The organism is Nocardioides piscis, assembly GCF_011300215.1.
Lineage (GTDB): Bacteria > Actinomycetota > Actinomycetes > Propionibacteriales > Nocardioidaceae > Nocardioides > Nocardioides piscis.
This window is the reverse complement of sequence record NZ_CP049866.1, coordinates 3,532,423-3,547,885: the sequence shown is the minus strand read 5'-3', so window position 1 is coordinate 3,547,885 and position 15,463 is coordinate 3,532,423. Positions and strand designations below refer to the sequence as shown.

Annotated in this window: 12 protein-coding genes and 2 pseudogenes; 10 read left to right on the top strand and 4 right to left on the bottom strand. The window is 70.5% G+C overall.

The window, feature by feature from the left end; translation table 11 throughout:
• The first annotated feature begins 83 nt into the window (after positions 1 to 83).
• Both G7071_RS17435 and G7071_RS17430 read left to right on the top strand, forming a co-directional pair.
• A complete protein-coding gene (locus tag G7071_RS17435) occupies positions 84 to 1,349 on the top strand; it encodes a glycosyltransferase family 4 protein (RefSeq protein WP_166320641.1) in 1,266 nt (421 codons plus the stop codon).
• Between the two features lie 133 nt (positions 1,350 to 1,482).
• Complete coding sequence (locus G7071_RS17430; RefSeq protein WP_166320640.1) at positions 1,483 to 2,913, top strand: HNH endonuclease signature motif containing protein; 1,431 nt, start codon at positions 1,483 to 1,485, stop codon at positions 2,911 to 2,913.
• Here the strand turns inward: G7071_RS17430 and G7071_RS17425 are convergent.
• Genes G7071_RS17425 through G7071_RS17415 form a run of 3 tightly spaced genes read right to left on the bottom strand, consistent with a single transcriptional unit; the run spans position 2,899 to position 5,262 of the window.
• Positions 2,899 to 3,231: a hypothetical protein gene (locus G7071_RS17425; protein WP_166320639.1), complete on the bottom strand. Its 333-nt coding sequence runs from the start codon at positions 3,229 to 3,231 to the stop codon at positions 2,899 to 2,901. The genes G7071_RS17430 and G7071_RS17425 overlap by 15 nt on opposite strands.
• A gap of 47 nt (positions 3,232 to 3,278) precedes the next feature.
• Positions 3,279 to 4,361, bottom strand: a complete 1,083-nt coding sequence (locus G7071_RS17420; RefSeq protein WP_166320638.1) for an LOG family protein — start codon at positions 4,359 to 4,361, stop codon at positions 3,279 to 3,281.
• A 22-nt stretch (positions 4,362 to 4,383) separates the two neighbouring features.
• Positions 4,384 to 5,262: a serine protein kinase RIO gene (locus G7071_RS17415; protein WP_166320637.1), complete on the bottom strand. Its 879-nt coding sequence runs from the start codon at positions 5,260 to 5,262 to the stop codon at positions 4,384 to 4,386.
• 170 nt (positions 5,263 to 5,432) lie between these two features.
• On the opposite strand from G7071_RS17415, the gene G7071_RS17410 reads away from it, so the two are divergent.
• The 7 genes and pseudogenes from G7071_RS17410 (at position 5,433) to G7071_RS17380 (ending at position 12,397) form a co-directional block, all read left to right on the top strand.
• Positions 5,433 to 6,851 (top strand): M1 family metallopeptidase, encoded by a 1,419-nt coding sequence (locus G7071_RS17410; protein ID WP_246210667.1) that lies wholly within the window; start codon positions 5,433 to 5,435, stop codon positions 6,849 to 6,851.
• Positions 6,848 to 7,504: an AMP-binding protein gene (locus G7071_RS17405; protein ID WP_166320635.1), complete on the top strand. Its 657-nt coding sequence runs from the start codon at positions 6,848 to 6,850 to the stop codon at positions 7,502 to 7,504. Before G7071_RS17410 ends, G7071_RS17405 begins: the two co-directional genes overlap by 4 nt.
• Positions 7,501 to 8,591 (top strand): annotated as a pseudogene (locus tag G7071_RS17400) (1-deoxy-D-xylulose-5-phosphate reductoisomerase). Before G7071_RS17405 ends, G7071_RS17400 begins: the two are co-directional and overlap by 4 nt.
• Entirely contained in the window at positions 8,588 to 9,922 is a 1,335-nt protein-coding gene (locus G7071_RS17395; protein ID WP_166320634.1) for a M50 family metallopeptidase, read from the top strand. The pseudogene G7071_RS17400 and the gene G7071_RS17395 overlap by 4 nt, the downstream one beginning before the upstream one ends.
• A gap of 34 nt (positions 9,923 to 9,956) precedes the next feature.
• Positions 9,957 to 11,120, top strand: a complete 1,164-nt coding sequence (ispG, locus tag G7071_RS17390) for a flavodoxin-dependent (E)-4-hydroxy-3-methylbut-2-enyl-diphosphate synthase (protein WP_166320633.1) — start codon at positions 9,957 to 9,959, stop codon at positions 11,118 to 11,120.
• A gap of 37 nt (positions 11,121 to 11,157) precedes the next feature.
• Positions 11,158 to 12,006, top strand: coding sequence for a GNAT family N-acetyltransferase (locus tag G7071_RS17385; protein WP_166320632.1), 849 nt, complete (start codon positions 11,158 to 11,160; stop codon positions 12,004 to 12,006).
• A gap of 22 nt (positions 12,007 to 12,028) precedes the next feature.
• Positions 12,029 to 12,397 (top strand): DoxX family protein, encoded by a 369-nt coding sequence (locus tag G7071_RS17380; RefSeq protein ID WP_166320631.1) that lies wholly within the window; start codon positions 12,029 to 12,031, stop codon positions 12,395 to 12,397.
• On the opposite strand, the gene G7071_RS17375 is transcribed toward G7071_RS17380, so the two are convergent.
• Positions 12,321 to 13,421 (bottom strand): YncE family protein, encoded by a 1,101-nt coding sequence (locus G7071_RS17375; RefSeq protein WP_166320630.1) that lies wholly within the window; start codon positions 13,419 to 13,421, stop codon positions 12,321 to 12,323. The genes G7071_RS17380 and G7071_RS17375 overlap by 77 nt on opposite strands.
• Positions 13,422 to 13,496: 75 nt before the next feature.
• On the opposite strand from G7071_RS17375, the pseudogene G7071_RS17370 reads away from it, so the two are divergent.
• Positions 13,497 to 15,292 (top strand): annotated as a pseudogene (locus G7071_RS17370) (proline--tRNA ligase).
• Positions 15,293 to 15,463 lie beyond the last annotated feature (171 nt).

The following is a 15,463-nucleotide window of genomic DNA, read 5'->3' as shown; positions in this document are numbered from 1 at the left end:
CGTCCGGCACCCGTCAGGTGCTGTTCACGTGTCGTCTGCCGGGCCCACCCGGTCTGTTGTGACCGCCCGAGCAGGGTGCGGTCATGGCCACGCTGCAGCAGCCGATCCGCCGTCCCCGCCGTACGACCCGCACAGCCCGTCAGCGGGCAGCGGTCGCCAACACGACCTTCACCCGGTCCAACCTGGTCCCGCTCCAGTCCCGCCGTGTCGATGCCGACCGGCTGCGTGTCCTGGTGGTGACCGAGTCCTTCCTGCCTCAGGTCAACGGGGTGACCAACTCCGTGCGCAGGGTGCTGGAGCACCTCGCCGACCAGGGCCACGTCGCGGAGGTGTTCGCTCCCACCGGCCCGGAGACCTATGCCGGCTTCCAGGTGACACTGGCGCGCGGCGCGAGCCTGCCGTTCTACAAGGACTTCCGCATCGGGCTGGAGAGCCGCACCCGGTTGCGCGCGGCAATGCTGCGCTTCCAGCCGGACGTCGTGCACATCGCGTCGCCTGCCACGTTGGGCTACCAGGCGGCCAGGGCTGCTCGTGAGCTGGGCATCCCGACGGTGGCGATCTATCAGACCGACCTCGTCGGGTTTGCTGAGCGCTATGGCATCGCAGGCGGTGCTGTCGCCATGTCCAAGCTGACCCGGATGATCCACCTCGCCGTCGACCGCACGCTGGCGCCGTCGAGTGCCTCGATCCACCAGCTCGAGGAGATGAGGGTCCCGGGCCTGGCCCGCTGGCCCCGCGGCGTCGACCTGGAGATGTTCGACCCCGGCCACCGCGACGAGGACCTCCGCAGGGAGCTCGCACCCCGTGGGGAGACCCTCGTGGGCTACGTCGGTCGCCTCGCGCCGGAGAAGGAGCTGGAGCTGCTCGCGCACGTCAATCGGTTGCCCGGGGTGCGCCTGGTGATCGTCGGCGGCGGGCCCGAGGAGGCGCGCCTGCGGTCACTGCTGCCGGGGGCGGTCTTCATGGGCGTCCTGCACGGTGAGGACCTGAGCCGCGCCTACGCCACCCTCGACGTGTTCGTCCACACCGGGCGGCACGAGACCTACTGCCAGGCTGCCCAGGAGGCCCTCGCCAGCGGCGTCCCCGTCGTCGCACCGCGCGCCGGTGGGCCGATCGACGTCGTCGACGAGGACGCGGGGTTCCTCTACCGTCCTGGGGACGGACGAGATCTCGCGGCGTACGTCGCGCGGCTGGTCGCCGACCCGCGGTTGCGCGTACGGATGGGGGAGACCGCTCGGCGCAGCGTCCTGGGCCGCTCGTGGTGGGCAGTGAACGAGCGTCTGGTCGAGCACTACCGCGAGGTCACCCGGCTCAGCGACGGACGCGGCGAGGTGCGTCGGGCGGGTTAGCGTGCCGGCGTCTGTGATCGGTCGGAGGTTGAGGAAGGCGCCCTGGCGCCTGTCACGAAACCCGCGCGCCGACGGCAGCTCCCCACGTCCGAGGTCACGGTCGCTGTCGGTGGTCACGCCTAGGGTCGAAGACATGATCAGCACCTCGCCCCGGGCCACCTCCGTGGCCGGCGAGCCCGACGCGATGTCGGCTCGTGAGGTGCTCGACCTGGCCCGGTCGCAGCAGGCCGCCGAGGACGCGGCGGCGGCGCGCAAGCTCGAGGCTGCGGCCCGGTGGGCCGACCTGCACCCGCCCCAGTCGCGCCACCACGCCGCGTCGTTCACCCTCGACGGGATCGAGCACGAGGAAGCGATCGCCGGCGACGGCTGCCCGACCGTGGCGGAGTTCTGCATCGCCGAGCTCGGCACCGTGCTGGGGATCTCCACGACCGCCGCCAAGCGACTCATCGGCCACGCCCTGGAGCTGCGACACCGCCTGCCCCGGCTCTGGGCGGCCGTTCACGCCGGATGCGTCCCGGCTTGGCGTGCGCGGCTCGTGGCCGAGGCGACCATCCACGCCACTCCTGCTCTGACGCCCGCGTCGGTGGCGTGGATCGACGCCCAGGTCACACCCTTCGCAGCCAAGGTAGGGCCTGCCCAGCTCGACCGACTCGTCGCCGAGGCCATAGCCCGCCAACACCCGGCGGAACCGGTCGACCCCGACGATCCGCACCCCGCGTGTCCCGATGGTCGCCACGTCACCATCGACGCCGACCAGGTCGGATTCGGGGGCACCACCTCGGTCGCTGCCCAGCTCGACCTCGCCGATGCCCTCGACCTCGACCACGCCCTGCAGACCGGCGCCGCCGAGCTGAAGGCCCTCGGCTCGACCGAGTCCTTGGGAGCGCGTCGCGCGATGGCGCTCGGCCATCTCGCTCGCCGCCAGCTCGCCCTCGACCTCGCGAGCGCCACCCGACTCGCCGCCGACACCGACCTCGCAGGTCAGCCGACGTCCCTCCCCGCAGCTCGCGCGCTCGAGTTCCACCTGCACTTCAGCGCCGGCCTCGCCGGTGGGCTCGAGATCGATCACCTCGGCCGGATGGACGAGGGGCAACGGCTCATGGTGCTCGACCTGGTGAAGTCGTGGTGCGGTGACTCCCACACCAAGATCACCGTCAAACCCGTGATCGACCTCAACACCGAGCTCACCGCCCCCGGCTATCAGCCGACCGGCCGCCAACGCGAACAGATCGCTCTGCGTGACCGCACGTGTGTGTTCCCGTGGTGCAGCCAACCCGCCCGACGCTGCGACCTCGACCACACGGTCCCGTTCGACCACCACGCAGCCTGCGACGACCCAGCCCAACCCGGGGCGACGACGACCTCCAACCTCGGCGCCCTGTGTCGACGACATCATCGTCTCAAGACCCACGGGCGATGGCAGGTCAGCCAGCCCGCCAGCGGGGTCTTCCGGTGGACCAGTCCGCACGGCCACACCTATCGTCGCGACTCGACTGGCACCACGCGCGTCGACTCTGATCCCGACCCGCCCGCACCGCCGAACCGCTCCTCACGTGCCGCCTGACGTACCGGGCAGCGCGACGCGCAGATGGGCCGCGAGCCTGGCTGCAAGCGCACGGCCATCCGCGTCGCCATCACCAGAGGGCTCGTGGCTTTCCTCGACGAACCCGTAGCCCTCCCAGGACAGCACGACTCGGTCGGACTCCAGATAGAACCAGAAGTCCAGGCAGGGGATTGCTGTCGCGGGTTGCCCGTAGGACTCCTCGATCCCTGCTCCCGGGTGGCGCTCGACGAACGCGCTCGGCACGGCCTCCCACAACAAGGAGTCCAGCGACTCGGCCACGCCCTGGAACGACCAGTGTGATCCGTCAGCGTCCAACACCGGTTGCACGTGTCCGACGACGGCTTCGGCCCACGCCCGATCGAGGATCACGACGCCAACAGCGCTACGGCCTCGTCGACCGTGTCGACGAGGTGGATGTGCGGCTCCATCGCCCGCCCGGCGGCCAGCGCCGTCAGCAGGGGCCATGCGGGAAGGGTCCTGGTCCAGTGCTCCACGCCGACCAGCACCATCGGGGCGAGCGAGGACTCGTCGGCGTAGTAGTTCTCGCACGCGTCCTGGAAGATCTCCTGCACCGTCCCACCGGCACCCGGCAGGAACACGATCCCCGCGTTGCAGACCTCGAGCAGGATCGCCTCGCGCGTCGCGTTGCGCAGATACTTCGCGATCGACGTGGCGAACGGGTTGGGTGGCTCGTGCCCGTAGTGCCAGGTCGGGATGCCGAGGGACTCCACGCCCGGGCCGTGCCTCTCGATCACCTCGAAGGCAGCGCCGACCCATGACTCGATGTCCGGGGTGAAGGACGGCACGCCGGCCAGGGAGCCCAGCGCCGAGTCGAGCACAGAGGTGGGGGAGGCGGACAGGAAGGCACCGAGGTTGGCGGCCTCCATCGCGCCCGGTCCGCCGCCGGTGGCGACGGTGACCCGCGTCCCCAGGGCATGACCGAGGCGTGCTGCCTCGGCATAGCCGTCGGACCCGCGTGCCAGGGCGTGCCCACCCATCACTCCCAGGATCGAGCGTCCGGCTCGCCACGAGGCGAGCGCGAGATCGATCGAGTGGTCGTGCAGGGCTGCGGCGAGGGCATCGTCCTGGTCCGGGGGTTGTTGGGACCAGGCATAGGCCCGGGCGTCGAGCGACGAGCCGTAGTCAGGGGTGTCGTAGAGATCCCGGGGCGCATAGAGCGCGCTGCGGTGGGTGTCGAGCGGCACTCCGGGCAGCTGGGGGACGACCACGGCACCCCGTCGCCGTACGCCCTCCTCGGCCCCCGGCGCGAAGGTGCACCCGAGGAAGAGCGACTCGCCCACGTCGACGGCCGCCAGCGCCGCTGACCGATCGGTCAGGTCGACACCCGTCACCCGCCACCCGGCCAGTGAGCGGGTGCCGGCGGCGAGCCGGGTGTCGAGCTCGTCCAGCGTGGTGACGTCGACGACGCGTCCGTGGGTGTGTCTCACGCGGCGACTCTAGGACGGGCGACTAGAACGCGTGTGACATCAGCTCCCCGAAGAGGTCCTGCTCGTCCACTTCGAGGCCGCGCGCACGGAACCACGTGCACACGTTGGTGCAGTCGCGCAGCAGGAAGTCGAGGCCCTGGGGGTTCCCCGTCAGGTCGACGACCTGCGGCAGGTCGATGATGACGAGGCGGTCGCCTGCGGCGAGCACGTTGTATGGCGACAGGTCGCCGTGGACCAGCCCGGCCTGCACCATCGTGGCGAGCGCGTCGCGCAGCTGCTCGTAGTAGGACGCGAGCAGCCCCGGCGCCGGCCGGGTCTGCGCCAGCCGGGGCGCGGTCTCCGGCTCGCCGTCCACCGGGTGGCTGATCCACTCCATCAGGATCTCGGTGCCGTTGATCTGGACGGGGTAGGGGATCGGTAGCCCGAGCTCGTGGCATCGCCCGAGCGCCGACCACTCCGACGCCGCCCACTCGCCCGCGGCGACCAACCGGCCCCAGGTGGACCTGCGCTTGAGGGCTCGTTGGTCGCGCGACCGTTTGACCGAGCGGCCCTCGGTGTAGCTGGCGGCCCGGTGGAAGGTGCGGTGGTCGGTGTCGCGATAGCGCTTGGCCGCCATCACCACCGAGGTGTCCGGATCGAGTGGGTCGGCGCGCTCGACGAGGAAGACGTCGGCCTCCTTGCCGGTCTTGAGGATTCCGAGCTCGGTGTCGACGGCGCCCTGGGAGGTGACGAGCCAGTCGGGCCAGGGCCGAGGGCCGCGCATCAGGGGTTGGATGTCTGGCCAGGTGGACCAGCGCTGGTTGTCGGCGAGGTCCTCGTCATAGGCGCGGAAGTCGACGACGAACGATGGGTCGAGCGCGTCAGCGGCCCCCGGGACCGGGTGGGACGGCGGGTGGGACAAGGGTGCTCCAGGAGTGAGAGGGACGGTCTGGGGACAGGCCGAGGACAGTCGTCGTCATGTCACGGCTCCTCTCATCCGGTGCGCGGGCGCGCGGGCTCCGGCGCCCATGGTGCGGCTGTGCACCCGGAGTCGGCAACTGGTTATCCGCGCGACGGTAGGTTGCGAGGGTGATGTCACGACGCCTCTCCCGACTTGCCGCCGCCGCACTGGCCCTCCCGCTGATCGCCGCCGGGGGCCACGCCATCGCCGAGGAGGCGGACGCCCCCGCACCAGGCGCGGCGGGCATCGGTGATCCCTACTGGCCGCTCGACGGCAACGGCGGGATCGACGTCTCGTCCTATCGCATCGCCAACACCTACGACCTGCGCCGGATGGCGCTGCGCGGCCGCACGTCGCTGACCCTGCGAGCCACGGCCGACCTCACCAGCTTCAACCTCGACTTCCTGCTCCGCGTCTCGAAGGTCCGCGTCGACGGTGCCCCGGCCGACTTCGACCAGACCCGGCACGAGCTGACGATCACGCCGGCCGTGGCGCTCGCAGCCGGGACGAGCCACACGGTCAAGGTCACCTACGCCGGCCGCCCCAACTCCAAGCGCTACGCGGGGGAGGAGAACTGGCTGGCCGACCGCCGCGAGGTGGTGACGATGAACGAGCCGCACATGGCGCCGTGGTGGTTCCCGGCCAACGACCACCCCAGCGACAAGGCCACCTTCGACGTCCAGACCACGGTCGCCAAGGGTCGCGAGGTGATCGGCAACGGCAAGCTGGTGGGCAAGAAGGAGCGGAAGCGGACCACGACGTGGCGCTGGCGTGCTGCCGAGCCGATGGCGCCATACCTCGCCTTCTTCGCCGCCGGCGACTTCACTATCCGCCAGGGGCGCAACAACGGCCTCCCGTGGATCAACGCGGTCTCGCAGCGGCTGCCCGCCAGTGCCCACGACGCGGCGCTGAGGTTGATGCGCAAGACGCCGCGAGTGACCCGGCGGCTGAGCCGTGACCTCGGTCCCTATCCGTTCTCGGTGACGGGAGGTCTCACGACGGGGCTGCCGGTCTACTTCGCCCTCGAGAACCAGACCCGCCCGACCTACCCGGCCGTCGGACCCAACGCGGTGAGCCTCGTGGTCCACGAGATCGCGCACCAGTGGTTCGGTGACGACGTCGCGGTCGCCCGCTGGCGTGACATCTGGCTCAACGAGGGCGCGGCGACCTTCATGGAGTGGCGCTACGCAGAGCAGTACGGCGGGCAGAGCGCAGCCCGGACCCTCCAGTCCGTCTATGACTCGATCGGCGCCGGCGCCGACTTCTGGAAGCTCCGGATCGCCGACCCCGGTGCCGACGACATCTTCGACCACGCGGTCTATGACCGTGGCGGCATGACGCTGCAGGCGTTGCGCAACCGGATCGGCGACGAGAAGTTCTGGCTGCTGATCCGCACCTGGCTCGAGACCAAGGCCGGCGGCAACGCGACCTCGGAGGAGTTCGAGGCGCTCGCCGCCCAGGTCAGCGGACAGGACCTCACGAGCTTCTTCACCGCCTGGCTGCGCACCCCGACCAAGCCTGCCAAGACGGCCGACAACGGCCTGGCATGACGATCGACTGGTTCCGCAAGCCCGGCAGCAGGGACGCCGACGACGCGGGCACCCTCAACGCCTGCTTCAACGCCCTCGACCGGCACGTCGTCCGCGGACGCGCCGAGGAGGTCGCGCTGCGCATCGACGACCGGTCATGGACCTTCGCCAAACTCCTGGAGGAGGCGGGGGCGTTCTCGGGCGTGCTGCGCGCCTTCGGGGTGGGAGCAGGAGCAGCGGTGGTCGTGGGTCGGCTGCCGCGGTTCGAGGACGTGGTCGTCAGCCTGGCCGTCGCCAGGCTGGGGGCCGTCAGGACGTATGCCGACACGTCGGCCGACGACGTCGCGCGGGTCGTGGCGGACGTGCGGCCGCTGGTCGTGGTGCTCCCGACGCTCGGGAGCCTCGACCTCGGCGACACCCCGCTCATCACCCTCGACGACTCCGCCGAGCTGTCCTGGGCGACCGTGATGCGGGCCGGTCGGACCGACCCGGCCCCCTGTGCAGAGGTGGACGCCTCCGCCACGCTCGCGGTGGCCGACGGGCAGCGCCTCAGTGTCCTGGCTGCCCTCGGCGCGCCGGGGGACGAGGGCTCCGTGCCGCCGGCGGGTGCTACGCAGGTCGACGTCGGTGGGCTCAGGCTGTGGTCGTTCGACGCTCCGGGGGCGGGTAGATGAGGGACATCGTCATCCTCGGCTCCACCGGCTCCATCGGCACCCAGGCCCTCGACCTGGTGCGCGCCAACCCCGACCGCTTCCGCGTCGTCGCGCTGACGGCGGGCGGCTCCAACCAGGAGCTCTTCGACGCCCAGGTCGCCGAGTTCGCGCCGGCGTTCAGCGGCCTCGGGGAGCAGGCGTCCACGGACGCCGCGGGCATGGCCTGCGACGTGGTCCTCAACGGGATCACCGGAGCGGTCGGCCTTCGTCCCACCCTGGCCGCGCTCGACGCCGGCAACACCTTGGCGCTGGCCAACAAGGAGTCGCTGATCATGGGCGGCCCGCTGGTGACCGAGCGCGCCCGGCCGGGCCAGATCGTGCCGGTCGACTCCGAGCACTCCGCGGTCGCACAGTGCCTGCGCGGCGGCTCGCCCGACGAAGTACGCCGACTGGTGCTCACCGCGAGCGGGGGGCCTTTCCGCGGTCGCACCCGTGAGGAGCTGGTCGACGTCACGCTCGAGCAGGCGCTCGAGCACCCCACCTGGGCGATGGGCCCGGTGATCACCATCAACTCGGCGACGCTGGTCAACAAGGGGCTCGAGGTGATCGAGGCCCACCTCCTCTTCGACCTGCCGTTCGACCGGATCGAGGTGGTGGTGCACCCGACGAGCGTGGTGCACTCGATGGTGGAGTTCGTCGACGGGTCCACACTCGTGCAGGCCAGCCCGCCCACGATGATGATCCCGATCGCGCTCGGCCTGGCCTGGCCCGACCGGGTGCCCGATGCAGCGCCTGCGGTCGACTGGAGCCGCCCCGAGACGTGGGAGTTCTTCCCGCTCGACGACGAGGCGTTCCCGGCGGTCGCGCTGGCGCGGCGGGCGGGGAGCAGGGCGCCACCGCGCCGGCGGTCTACAACGCCGCCAACGAGGTCTGCGTCGAGGCGTTCATGGCCGGTCGGCTGCGTTTCGTCGACATCGTGCCCACGATCTCCACCGTGGTTGCGCGCCACGACGTACCCTCGAAGCAGCAACTGACGATCGACGACATCCTCGCCGCGGACACCTGGGCTCGCGAGGAGGCCGTCCGCTGCATCGGAGACCCCCTGTGACCGCGCTTTACTACACGCTCGGCGTGGTCATCTTCGCGGTCGCGATCATGGCCTCGATCGGTCTGCACGAGTTCGGCCACCTGATCCCGGCCAAGAAGTTCGGCGGCAAGGTCACCCAGTGGTTCGTCGGCTTCGGGCCCACCCTGTGGAGCAAGAAGATCGGCGAGACCGAGTACGGCGTCAAGGCGATCCCCCTCGGTGGCTACGTCAAGATCGTCGGGATGCTCCCGCCCGGACACGGCGCCGACGGCGACGAGTCACGGATCCGACAGTCCAACACCGGCATGTTCACCCAGCTGATCAGCGATGCCCGGGCGGCTGAGTGGGAGCACATCGGCCCCGAGGACCGCGACCGCCTCTTCTACAAGCGCAAGTGGTGGCAGAAGGTCGTTGTCATGGCCGGCGGGCCGATGGTCAACATCGCCATCGCCTTCTTCCTCTTCTGGGGCGTCTTCGCCACCGTCGGCGTGCTCGTCGACGCCAAGACCGAGACCGTCGTCGCCGAGGTCGTGCCCTGCATCGTCCCCGCTGACGAGGACGACCGGGCGTGCACCGCCGAGGAGTTGCGCGACCACCCGACTCCCGCGGCTGCGGCCGGACTCCAGCCCGGCGACCGGTTCGTGTCCTTCAACGGCGAGCAGATCACCAGCTGGGAGCAGGTCCAGGCGGCGATCCGGGCCAACGACAACGGCACGGCCACGATCGTGGTCGACCGCGACGGCAGCAGGCTCACGCTCGAGGCCACGACGCAGGTGCAGCCGCGCCCGATCGACGGTGACTCCGAGGAGCTGACCCCTGTCGGGTTCCTGGGCGTCCTGCCGGTGCAGACCCCCATCTACGAGACCGGCGGACCGATCTTCACCGCCCAGCAGATGGGCACGATGACGGTCGACGTCGTCAAGTCGCTGGCCGAGCTGCCGGTGAAGGTGTACGGCGTCGCGCGGGCCATCGTCGGCCTCGAGGAGCGTGACCGCGAGGGCCCCGTCAGCGTGGTCGGCGGGGGCCGCCTCGCCGGCGAGGTCGCTGCCCACGAGGAGATCGTGCTCGGGGACAAGGTGACGTCGTTGGTGATGCTGATCGCCGGCTTCAACCTCTTCATCGGGTTGTTCAACTTCCTCCCGCTGCTCCCGCTCGACGGGGGCCACATCGCGGGCGCGCTCTACGAAGCCGTCCGCCGCGGCTGGGCGCGACTGCGCGGCCACCCGGACCCGGGCTACGCCGACGTCGCCAAGCTGCTGCCGGTGGCCTACGTCATGGGCCTGGCCATGCTCGTGATGGGTGTCGTCCTCATCATCGGCGACCTCGTCGTCCCTGTGCACCTGACGAGCTGACCAGGGCGCAACAAGCCCCCAGTAGGCTGGCGTCATGACGTCTGTCGGCTCCGCCATCGGGCTGGGCATGCCCGCTCTTCCCCCACCGGTCCTCTCGCCCCGCAGGCCGACCCGCCAGATCAAGGTCGGCTCCGTCGGGGTCGGCAGCGAGAGCCCCATCTCGGTCCAGTCGATGACCACGACGCTGACGTCCGACGTCAACGCCACGCTCCAGCAGATCGCCGAGCTGACCGCGACGGGTTGCGACATCGTGCGCGTCGCGTGCCCCAGCCAGGACGATGCCGACGCGCTGGCCGAGATCGCGCAGCACTCGCAGATCCCGGTCATCGCCGACATCCACTTCCAGCCCAAGTACGTCTTCGCCGCGATCGACGCCGGCTGCGCGGCCGTGCGGGTCAACCCCGGCAACATCCGCAAGTTCGACGACCAGGTCAAGGAGATCGCGCGGGCCGCGAAGGACCGTGGCACCTCCATCCGGATCGGCGTCAACGCCGGCTCGCTCGACAAGCGGATCCTGGACAAGTACGGCAAGGCCACGCCCGAGGCGCTGGTCGAGTCCGCGGTGTGGGAGGCCTCGCTGTTCGAGGAGCACGGATTCTCAGACTTCAAGATCTCGGTCAAGCACAACGACCCGGTCGTGATGGTGCGTGCCTACGAGCTGCTGGCCGCCGCCGGCGACTGGCCCCTCCACCTCGGCGTCACCGAGGCGGGTCCTGCCTTCCAGGGCACGATCAAGTCGAGCGTCGCCTTCGGCCACCTGCTCAGCCAGGGGATCGGCGACACCATCCGCGTCTCGCTGAGCGCGCCACCGGTCGAGGAGGTCAAGGTCGGCCTGCAGATCCTCGAGTCGCTCAACCTCAAGCCCCGCCGCCTCGAGATCGTGTCGTGTCCCTCCTGTGGTCGCGCCCAGGTCGACGTCTACAAGCTCGCCGAGGAGGTCACCGCCGGCCTGGACGGGCTCGAGGTGCCCCTGCGCGTCGCGGTGATGGGTTGCGTCGTCAACGGCCCCGGGGAGGCCCGTGAGGCCGATCTCGGCGTCGCCTCGGGCAACGGCAAGGGCCAGATCTTCGTCAAGGGTGAGGTCATCAAGACCGTCCCCGAGTCGAAGATCGTGGAGACCCTGATCGAGGAGGCCATGCGCCTGGCCGAGGGCATGGAGCCCGTCGACGGCTCCGAGGCGACCGTCAGCGTCAGCTGACGACGGCCCTTCGGTCCCATGCCCTAGTCTCGGCCGGGTGAGGCCGAGCCGGGACGTCGTGCGGCTGCTGGGCCCCGACGATCGCGAGGCGTTCCTCGCGCTGACGGCCCAGGACCCGGTCGTGAACGTGTTCGTCGACTACCGCGCGCGCGTCACCAATCTCGACCCGCGTTGGCTGGGCGGGGAGGTCTGGGGGCGCTTCGAGGGCGTCGAGCTCGTCGCTGCCTGCCACATGGGGGCCAACCTGGTGCCCGTTCAGTGCACTCCCGACGACGTGTGGCGGTTCGGTGAGCGGGCCCTGGACCGGGTCCGGGCGACGGCGACGATCCTCGGCGAGCACTCGGTCGTGGCGGCGCTGTGGGACGAGGTCGGTGGTCGGTGGCCGAGCCCGCGCGAGGCCAGGTGGCGCCAGCCGCACCTGCAGATCGACACCGAGCCCGCGGTCGCTCCCGATCCCGAGGTGCGGGTGACCCGACCTGCCGACCTCTCGGCGGTCTATCCCGCGTGCGTGGCGATGTACACCGAGGAGGTCGGTGTCTCCCCGGAGTCCTCGGGTGGCCGGGACCACTACCGGGCGCGGGTCCAGCAGCTGATGGCGCGCGGCTGGTCGTTCGCCCGCTTCGACGAGACGGGCCGGGTGGTGTTCAAGGCGGAGGTGGCCTGCGCGACGCCGTACGCCGCGCAGGTGCAAGGGGTCTTCGTCGACCCGGACCGCCGCGGCGAGGGTCTCGCCGTGTCAGGTATGGCGGCAGTGGTCGACCTGGTCCGCGACCGGATCGCGCCCACGGTGTCTCTCTACGTCAACGAGTGGAACCTCCCGGCGCGGGCAGCCTACGAGCGGGTCGGCTTCACCGAGACCGCCCGGTTCGCCACCTTGATGTTCTGAGCGCCCCACTAGTCTCGCCCGCATGACGCCGCCGCTCACCAAGGACATCTCCGCGCTCTCGGGCATCTTCGCCGTCTCGGGCGTCATCCACCTCGTGAAGCCGGAGGTCTACGAGCCGCTGATGCCCGACGTCGTGCCCGCCCACCGGGAGGTCATCTGGGCCAGCGGCGTCGCCGAGCTCGTCTGCGCTGCCGCGCTGCTGCACCCCCGCACGCGGGTGGCCGCGGGCTGGGCGAGCGCCGCACTGCTCCTGGCTGTCTATCCGGCCAACCTGAAGATGGCCTCGGACCTCCGGTCGAGCCGCAAGACCGGGCTCAAGGCCGCTGCGTTCGCCAGGCTCCCGCTGCAGGTGCCACTGATCCGCTCAGCCCTGCGCGCCGCGAGGGGCTGAGCCGCGGCATCTGCACCGGTTCGGGGTCCGTCGCGTTGGCGCACGAGCCCCCGCTGCACCGGACCGTCGAGGACAACGTGTCGCCGTTGACCTCCAGCAGCAGTGCTGTGTTGCTCTCGAAGCCGATCGCGCCGAACCAGTTGGTCGCGTAGTGGTTCAGGAGGGTGCCGTCGACCTCTCGCTCCCAGACCCGGCCCGGGCCGAGCCCGTCGGCGAGGAGGTCGATCGTCGCCATCCGCGTGCCGCCTGGTGAGATGCTCGTCAATCGTTCGGTGCACGACTTCCACAGCGTGGTCCGCGGCGAGCTCAGCCGGCCCAGCCGCACGCAGCCGCCGCGATAGGGGTCCTTGGTGTAGACCGCGAGCAGGTCGTTGCGGACGTCGAGGAGGTTGGCGGGCTTGCGGGTGATGACGCTCAGCGTGTTCGTCCGGATGTTCCACGACTGCACGCCGGTCTCCCAGGAAGAGAGGATCACCCGGCGCCCGTCCATGGCCATGATCTCGGGGTAATGGGGGAAGTCGCGCTCGGAGCGCAGGCGGCCGGTGGCTGCGGAGAAGACCCGGACCGGCAGCGCCCGCTCGGTGCCGCGACCCGGCACCACGACGAACCGGCCGTTGGCGGAGAGCACGGACTCGAAGAGGGAGACGCCGCGCTTGACGACCTTGATCGAGTCGTCGGGTCGGACCCGTACGATCCGCCGGCCCCCTTGACCGTCCGCGTCGCTGGTGCCGACCATCCAGGACCGTCCGGACCGGCCGAGGAGGTGGGCGAACTCGCCACCGACGTCCACGCGGCGCTCGCCGACGACGAGGTCGCCGTCCTCGATGTGGGCGCCTCGGATGTCCGCCCCGCGGGGGAGGTCCTCGGGTTGGAGCTCGGTGGGCGCTGAAGCCGCGACAGGCAGGTGGAGGGCAGCCGCCGCCAGTGCGGTGGTTGCCACGACGAGCGGGCGGAGCGCGGAGCGCATGGTCTTCTCCTGGTGTCGGGGCCGTTCGATGGTCTTCCACCATGTCAGACGACTCACGCAGCCAGCCGGTTGTCGGCGGGACGGCAACAAACCCGGTCATGGCCGACCGCTGGTCGCCCCTATCCTGTGCCAATGATCTTGCGGATGTCCTCCCTCTTCGTGCGCACGCTGCGTGACGACCCCAACGACGCGGAGGTCCAGAGCCACCGGCTGCTGGTGCGGGCGGGCTACATCCGCCGCGTCTCGCCGGGGCTCTACACCTGGTTGCCGCTGGGGCTGCGGGTGCTGCGCAAGATCGAGCAGATCATCCGCGACGAGATGGACGCCATCGGCGCGCAGGAGCTGTCGTTCCCGGCGCTGCTGCCCCGTGAGCCCTACGAGGCGACCAACCGCTGGACCGAGTACGGCGACAACATCTTCCGCCTGCAGGACCGCAAGGGCGCCGACTACCTCCTCGGCCCCACCCACGAGGAGATGTTCACCCTGGTGGTGAAGGACCTGTACTCCTCCTACAAGGACCTGCCGCTGTCCATCTATCAGATCCAGACGAAGTATCGCGACGAGGCCCGCCCCGCGCGGGACTCCTGCGGGGGCGCGAGTTCGTCATGAAGGACTCCTACTCCTTCGACATCGACGACGCCGGCCTCGAGGCGTCCTATGCCGCCCACCGCGACGCCTACATCCGGATCTTCGACAAGCTCGGGTTCGACTACGTCATCGTCAAGGCCACGTCCGGCGCCATGGGTGGCTCGGGGTCGGAGGAGTTCCTGGCCACCGCCGAGGTCGGCGAGGACACCTACGTCCGCTGCACGAGCTGCGACTACGCCGCCAACGTCGAGGCGGTCACCGTCCGTACGCCTGAGATCCCTGAGGACCTCGAGCAGACGTATGCCGATGCGCCGCCCGCGCACGTCGAGGAGACGCCTGACACGCCCACCATCGCCTCGCTGGTCGACCACCTCAACGCCGAGTTCCCCCGCCAGGACCGCCCGTGGCACGCCGGGGACACGCTGAAGAACGTGATGGTGGTGCTCAGGCACCCCGACGGCACCCGCGAGCCGCTGGCCATCGGCATCCCCGGCGATCGCGAGGTCGACCAGAAGCGGCTCGAGGGCCAGCTGGAGCCGATCGAGGTCGAGGCGATGGACGAGCAGGAGATCGCCAAGCACCCGGCACTCGTGAAGGGCTACATCGGTCCCGGGGTCCTCGGCGAGGGTTCCGAGACTCGTGGCGGGTCCGGCATCCGCTACCTCGTCGACCCCCGCGTGGTCGCCGGCACCCGCTGGGTGACCGGTGCCGACGTGTCCGGCTCCCACGTGATCGATCTCGTGGCGGGTCGCGACTTCACCCCCGACGGCACGATCGAGGCGGCCGAGGTCTGGGCCGGCGACGCGTGCCCCAGCTGTGACGACGGTGTCCTCGAGACGGCGCGTGGCATCGAGATGGGCCACATCTTCCAGCTCGGTCGCAAGTATGCGGAGGCGCTCGACCTCAAGGTGCTCGACGAGAACGGCAAGCTCGTCACCGTCACGATGGGCTCCTACGGCATCGGACCCTCGCGTGCGGTGGCAGCCATCGCGGAGGGCACCCTCGACGACCTGGGCCTCGCCTGGCCCCGCGAGGTGGCGCCTGTCGACGTCCACATCGTCGCTGCCGGCAAGGACCCGGCGATCTTCGAGGCAGCGTCTGCGTTGGCCGAGGAGCTGTCCGGGCAAGGCATCGACGTGCTCTACGACGACCGGGCCGGAAAGGTCTCGCCCGGGGTGAAGTTCAAGGACGCGGAGCTCATCGGCGTGCCGACGATCGTGACCGTGGGTCGGGGACTCGCCGAGGGGACGGTCGAGGTGCGAGACCGCGCCAGCGACGAGCGGGTCGAGGTCCCCGTGGCCGAGGCCGCAGGCCACGTCGTGCGGACCCTACGCGGCTGAGCACTTTTGCAGGTTTTCGCAGCGCACAAACACGCAGCAGCCATGCCCTAGAGCCGGGCCGGTCTCGTACTGCACAATCATGCACGTGCCCACCACCCCACACTTGGTGGCCACTCGGGTGATGCTGACCAGCCCCGCCGAACGGTCCGCACCATCATCACAGGGGGAGAT

What these genes read in the sequence shown, in the direction of transcription:
- G7071_RS17380 (WP_166320631.1), top strand. Translation starts at nt 12,029, where the DNA reads ATGACGCCGCCGCTCACCAAGGACATCTCCGCGCTCTCGGGCATCTTC.
- G7071_RS17435 (WP_166320641.1), top strand. Translation starts at nt 84, where the DNA reads ATGGCCACGCTGCAGCAGCCGATCCGCCGTCCCCGCCGTACGACCCGC.
- G7071_RS17410 (WP_246210667.1), top strand. Translation starts at nt 5,433, where the DNA reads ATGTCACGACGCCTCTCCCGACTTGCCGCCGCCGCACTGGCCCTCCCG.
- G7071_RS17430 (WP_166320640.1), top strand. Translation starts at nt 1,483, where the DNA reads ATGATCAGCACCTCGCCCCGGGCCACCTCCGTGGCCGGCGAGCCCGAC.
- ispG (WP_166320633.1), top strand. Translation starts at nt 9,957, where the DNA reads ATGACGTCTGTCGGCTCCGCCATCGGGCTGGGCATGCCCGCTCTTCCC.
- G7071_RS17405 (WP_166320635.1), top strand. Translation starts at nt 6,848, where the DNA reads ATGACGATCGACTGGTTCCGCAAGCCCGGCAGCAGGGACGCCGACGAC.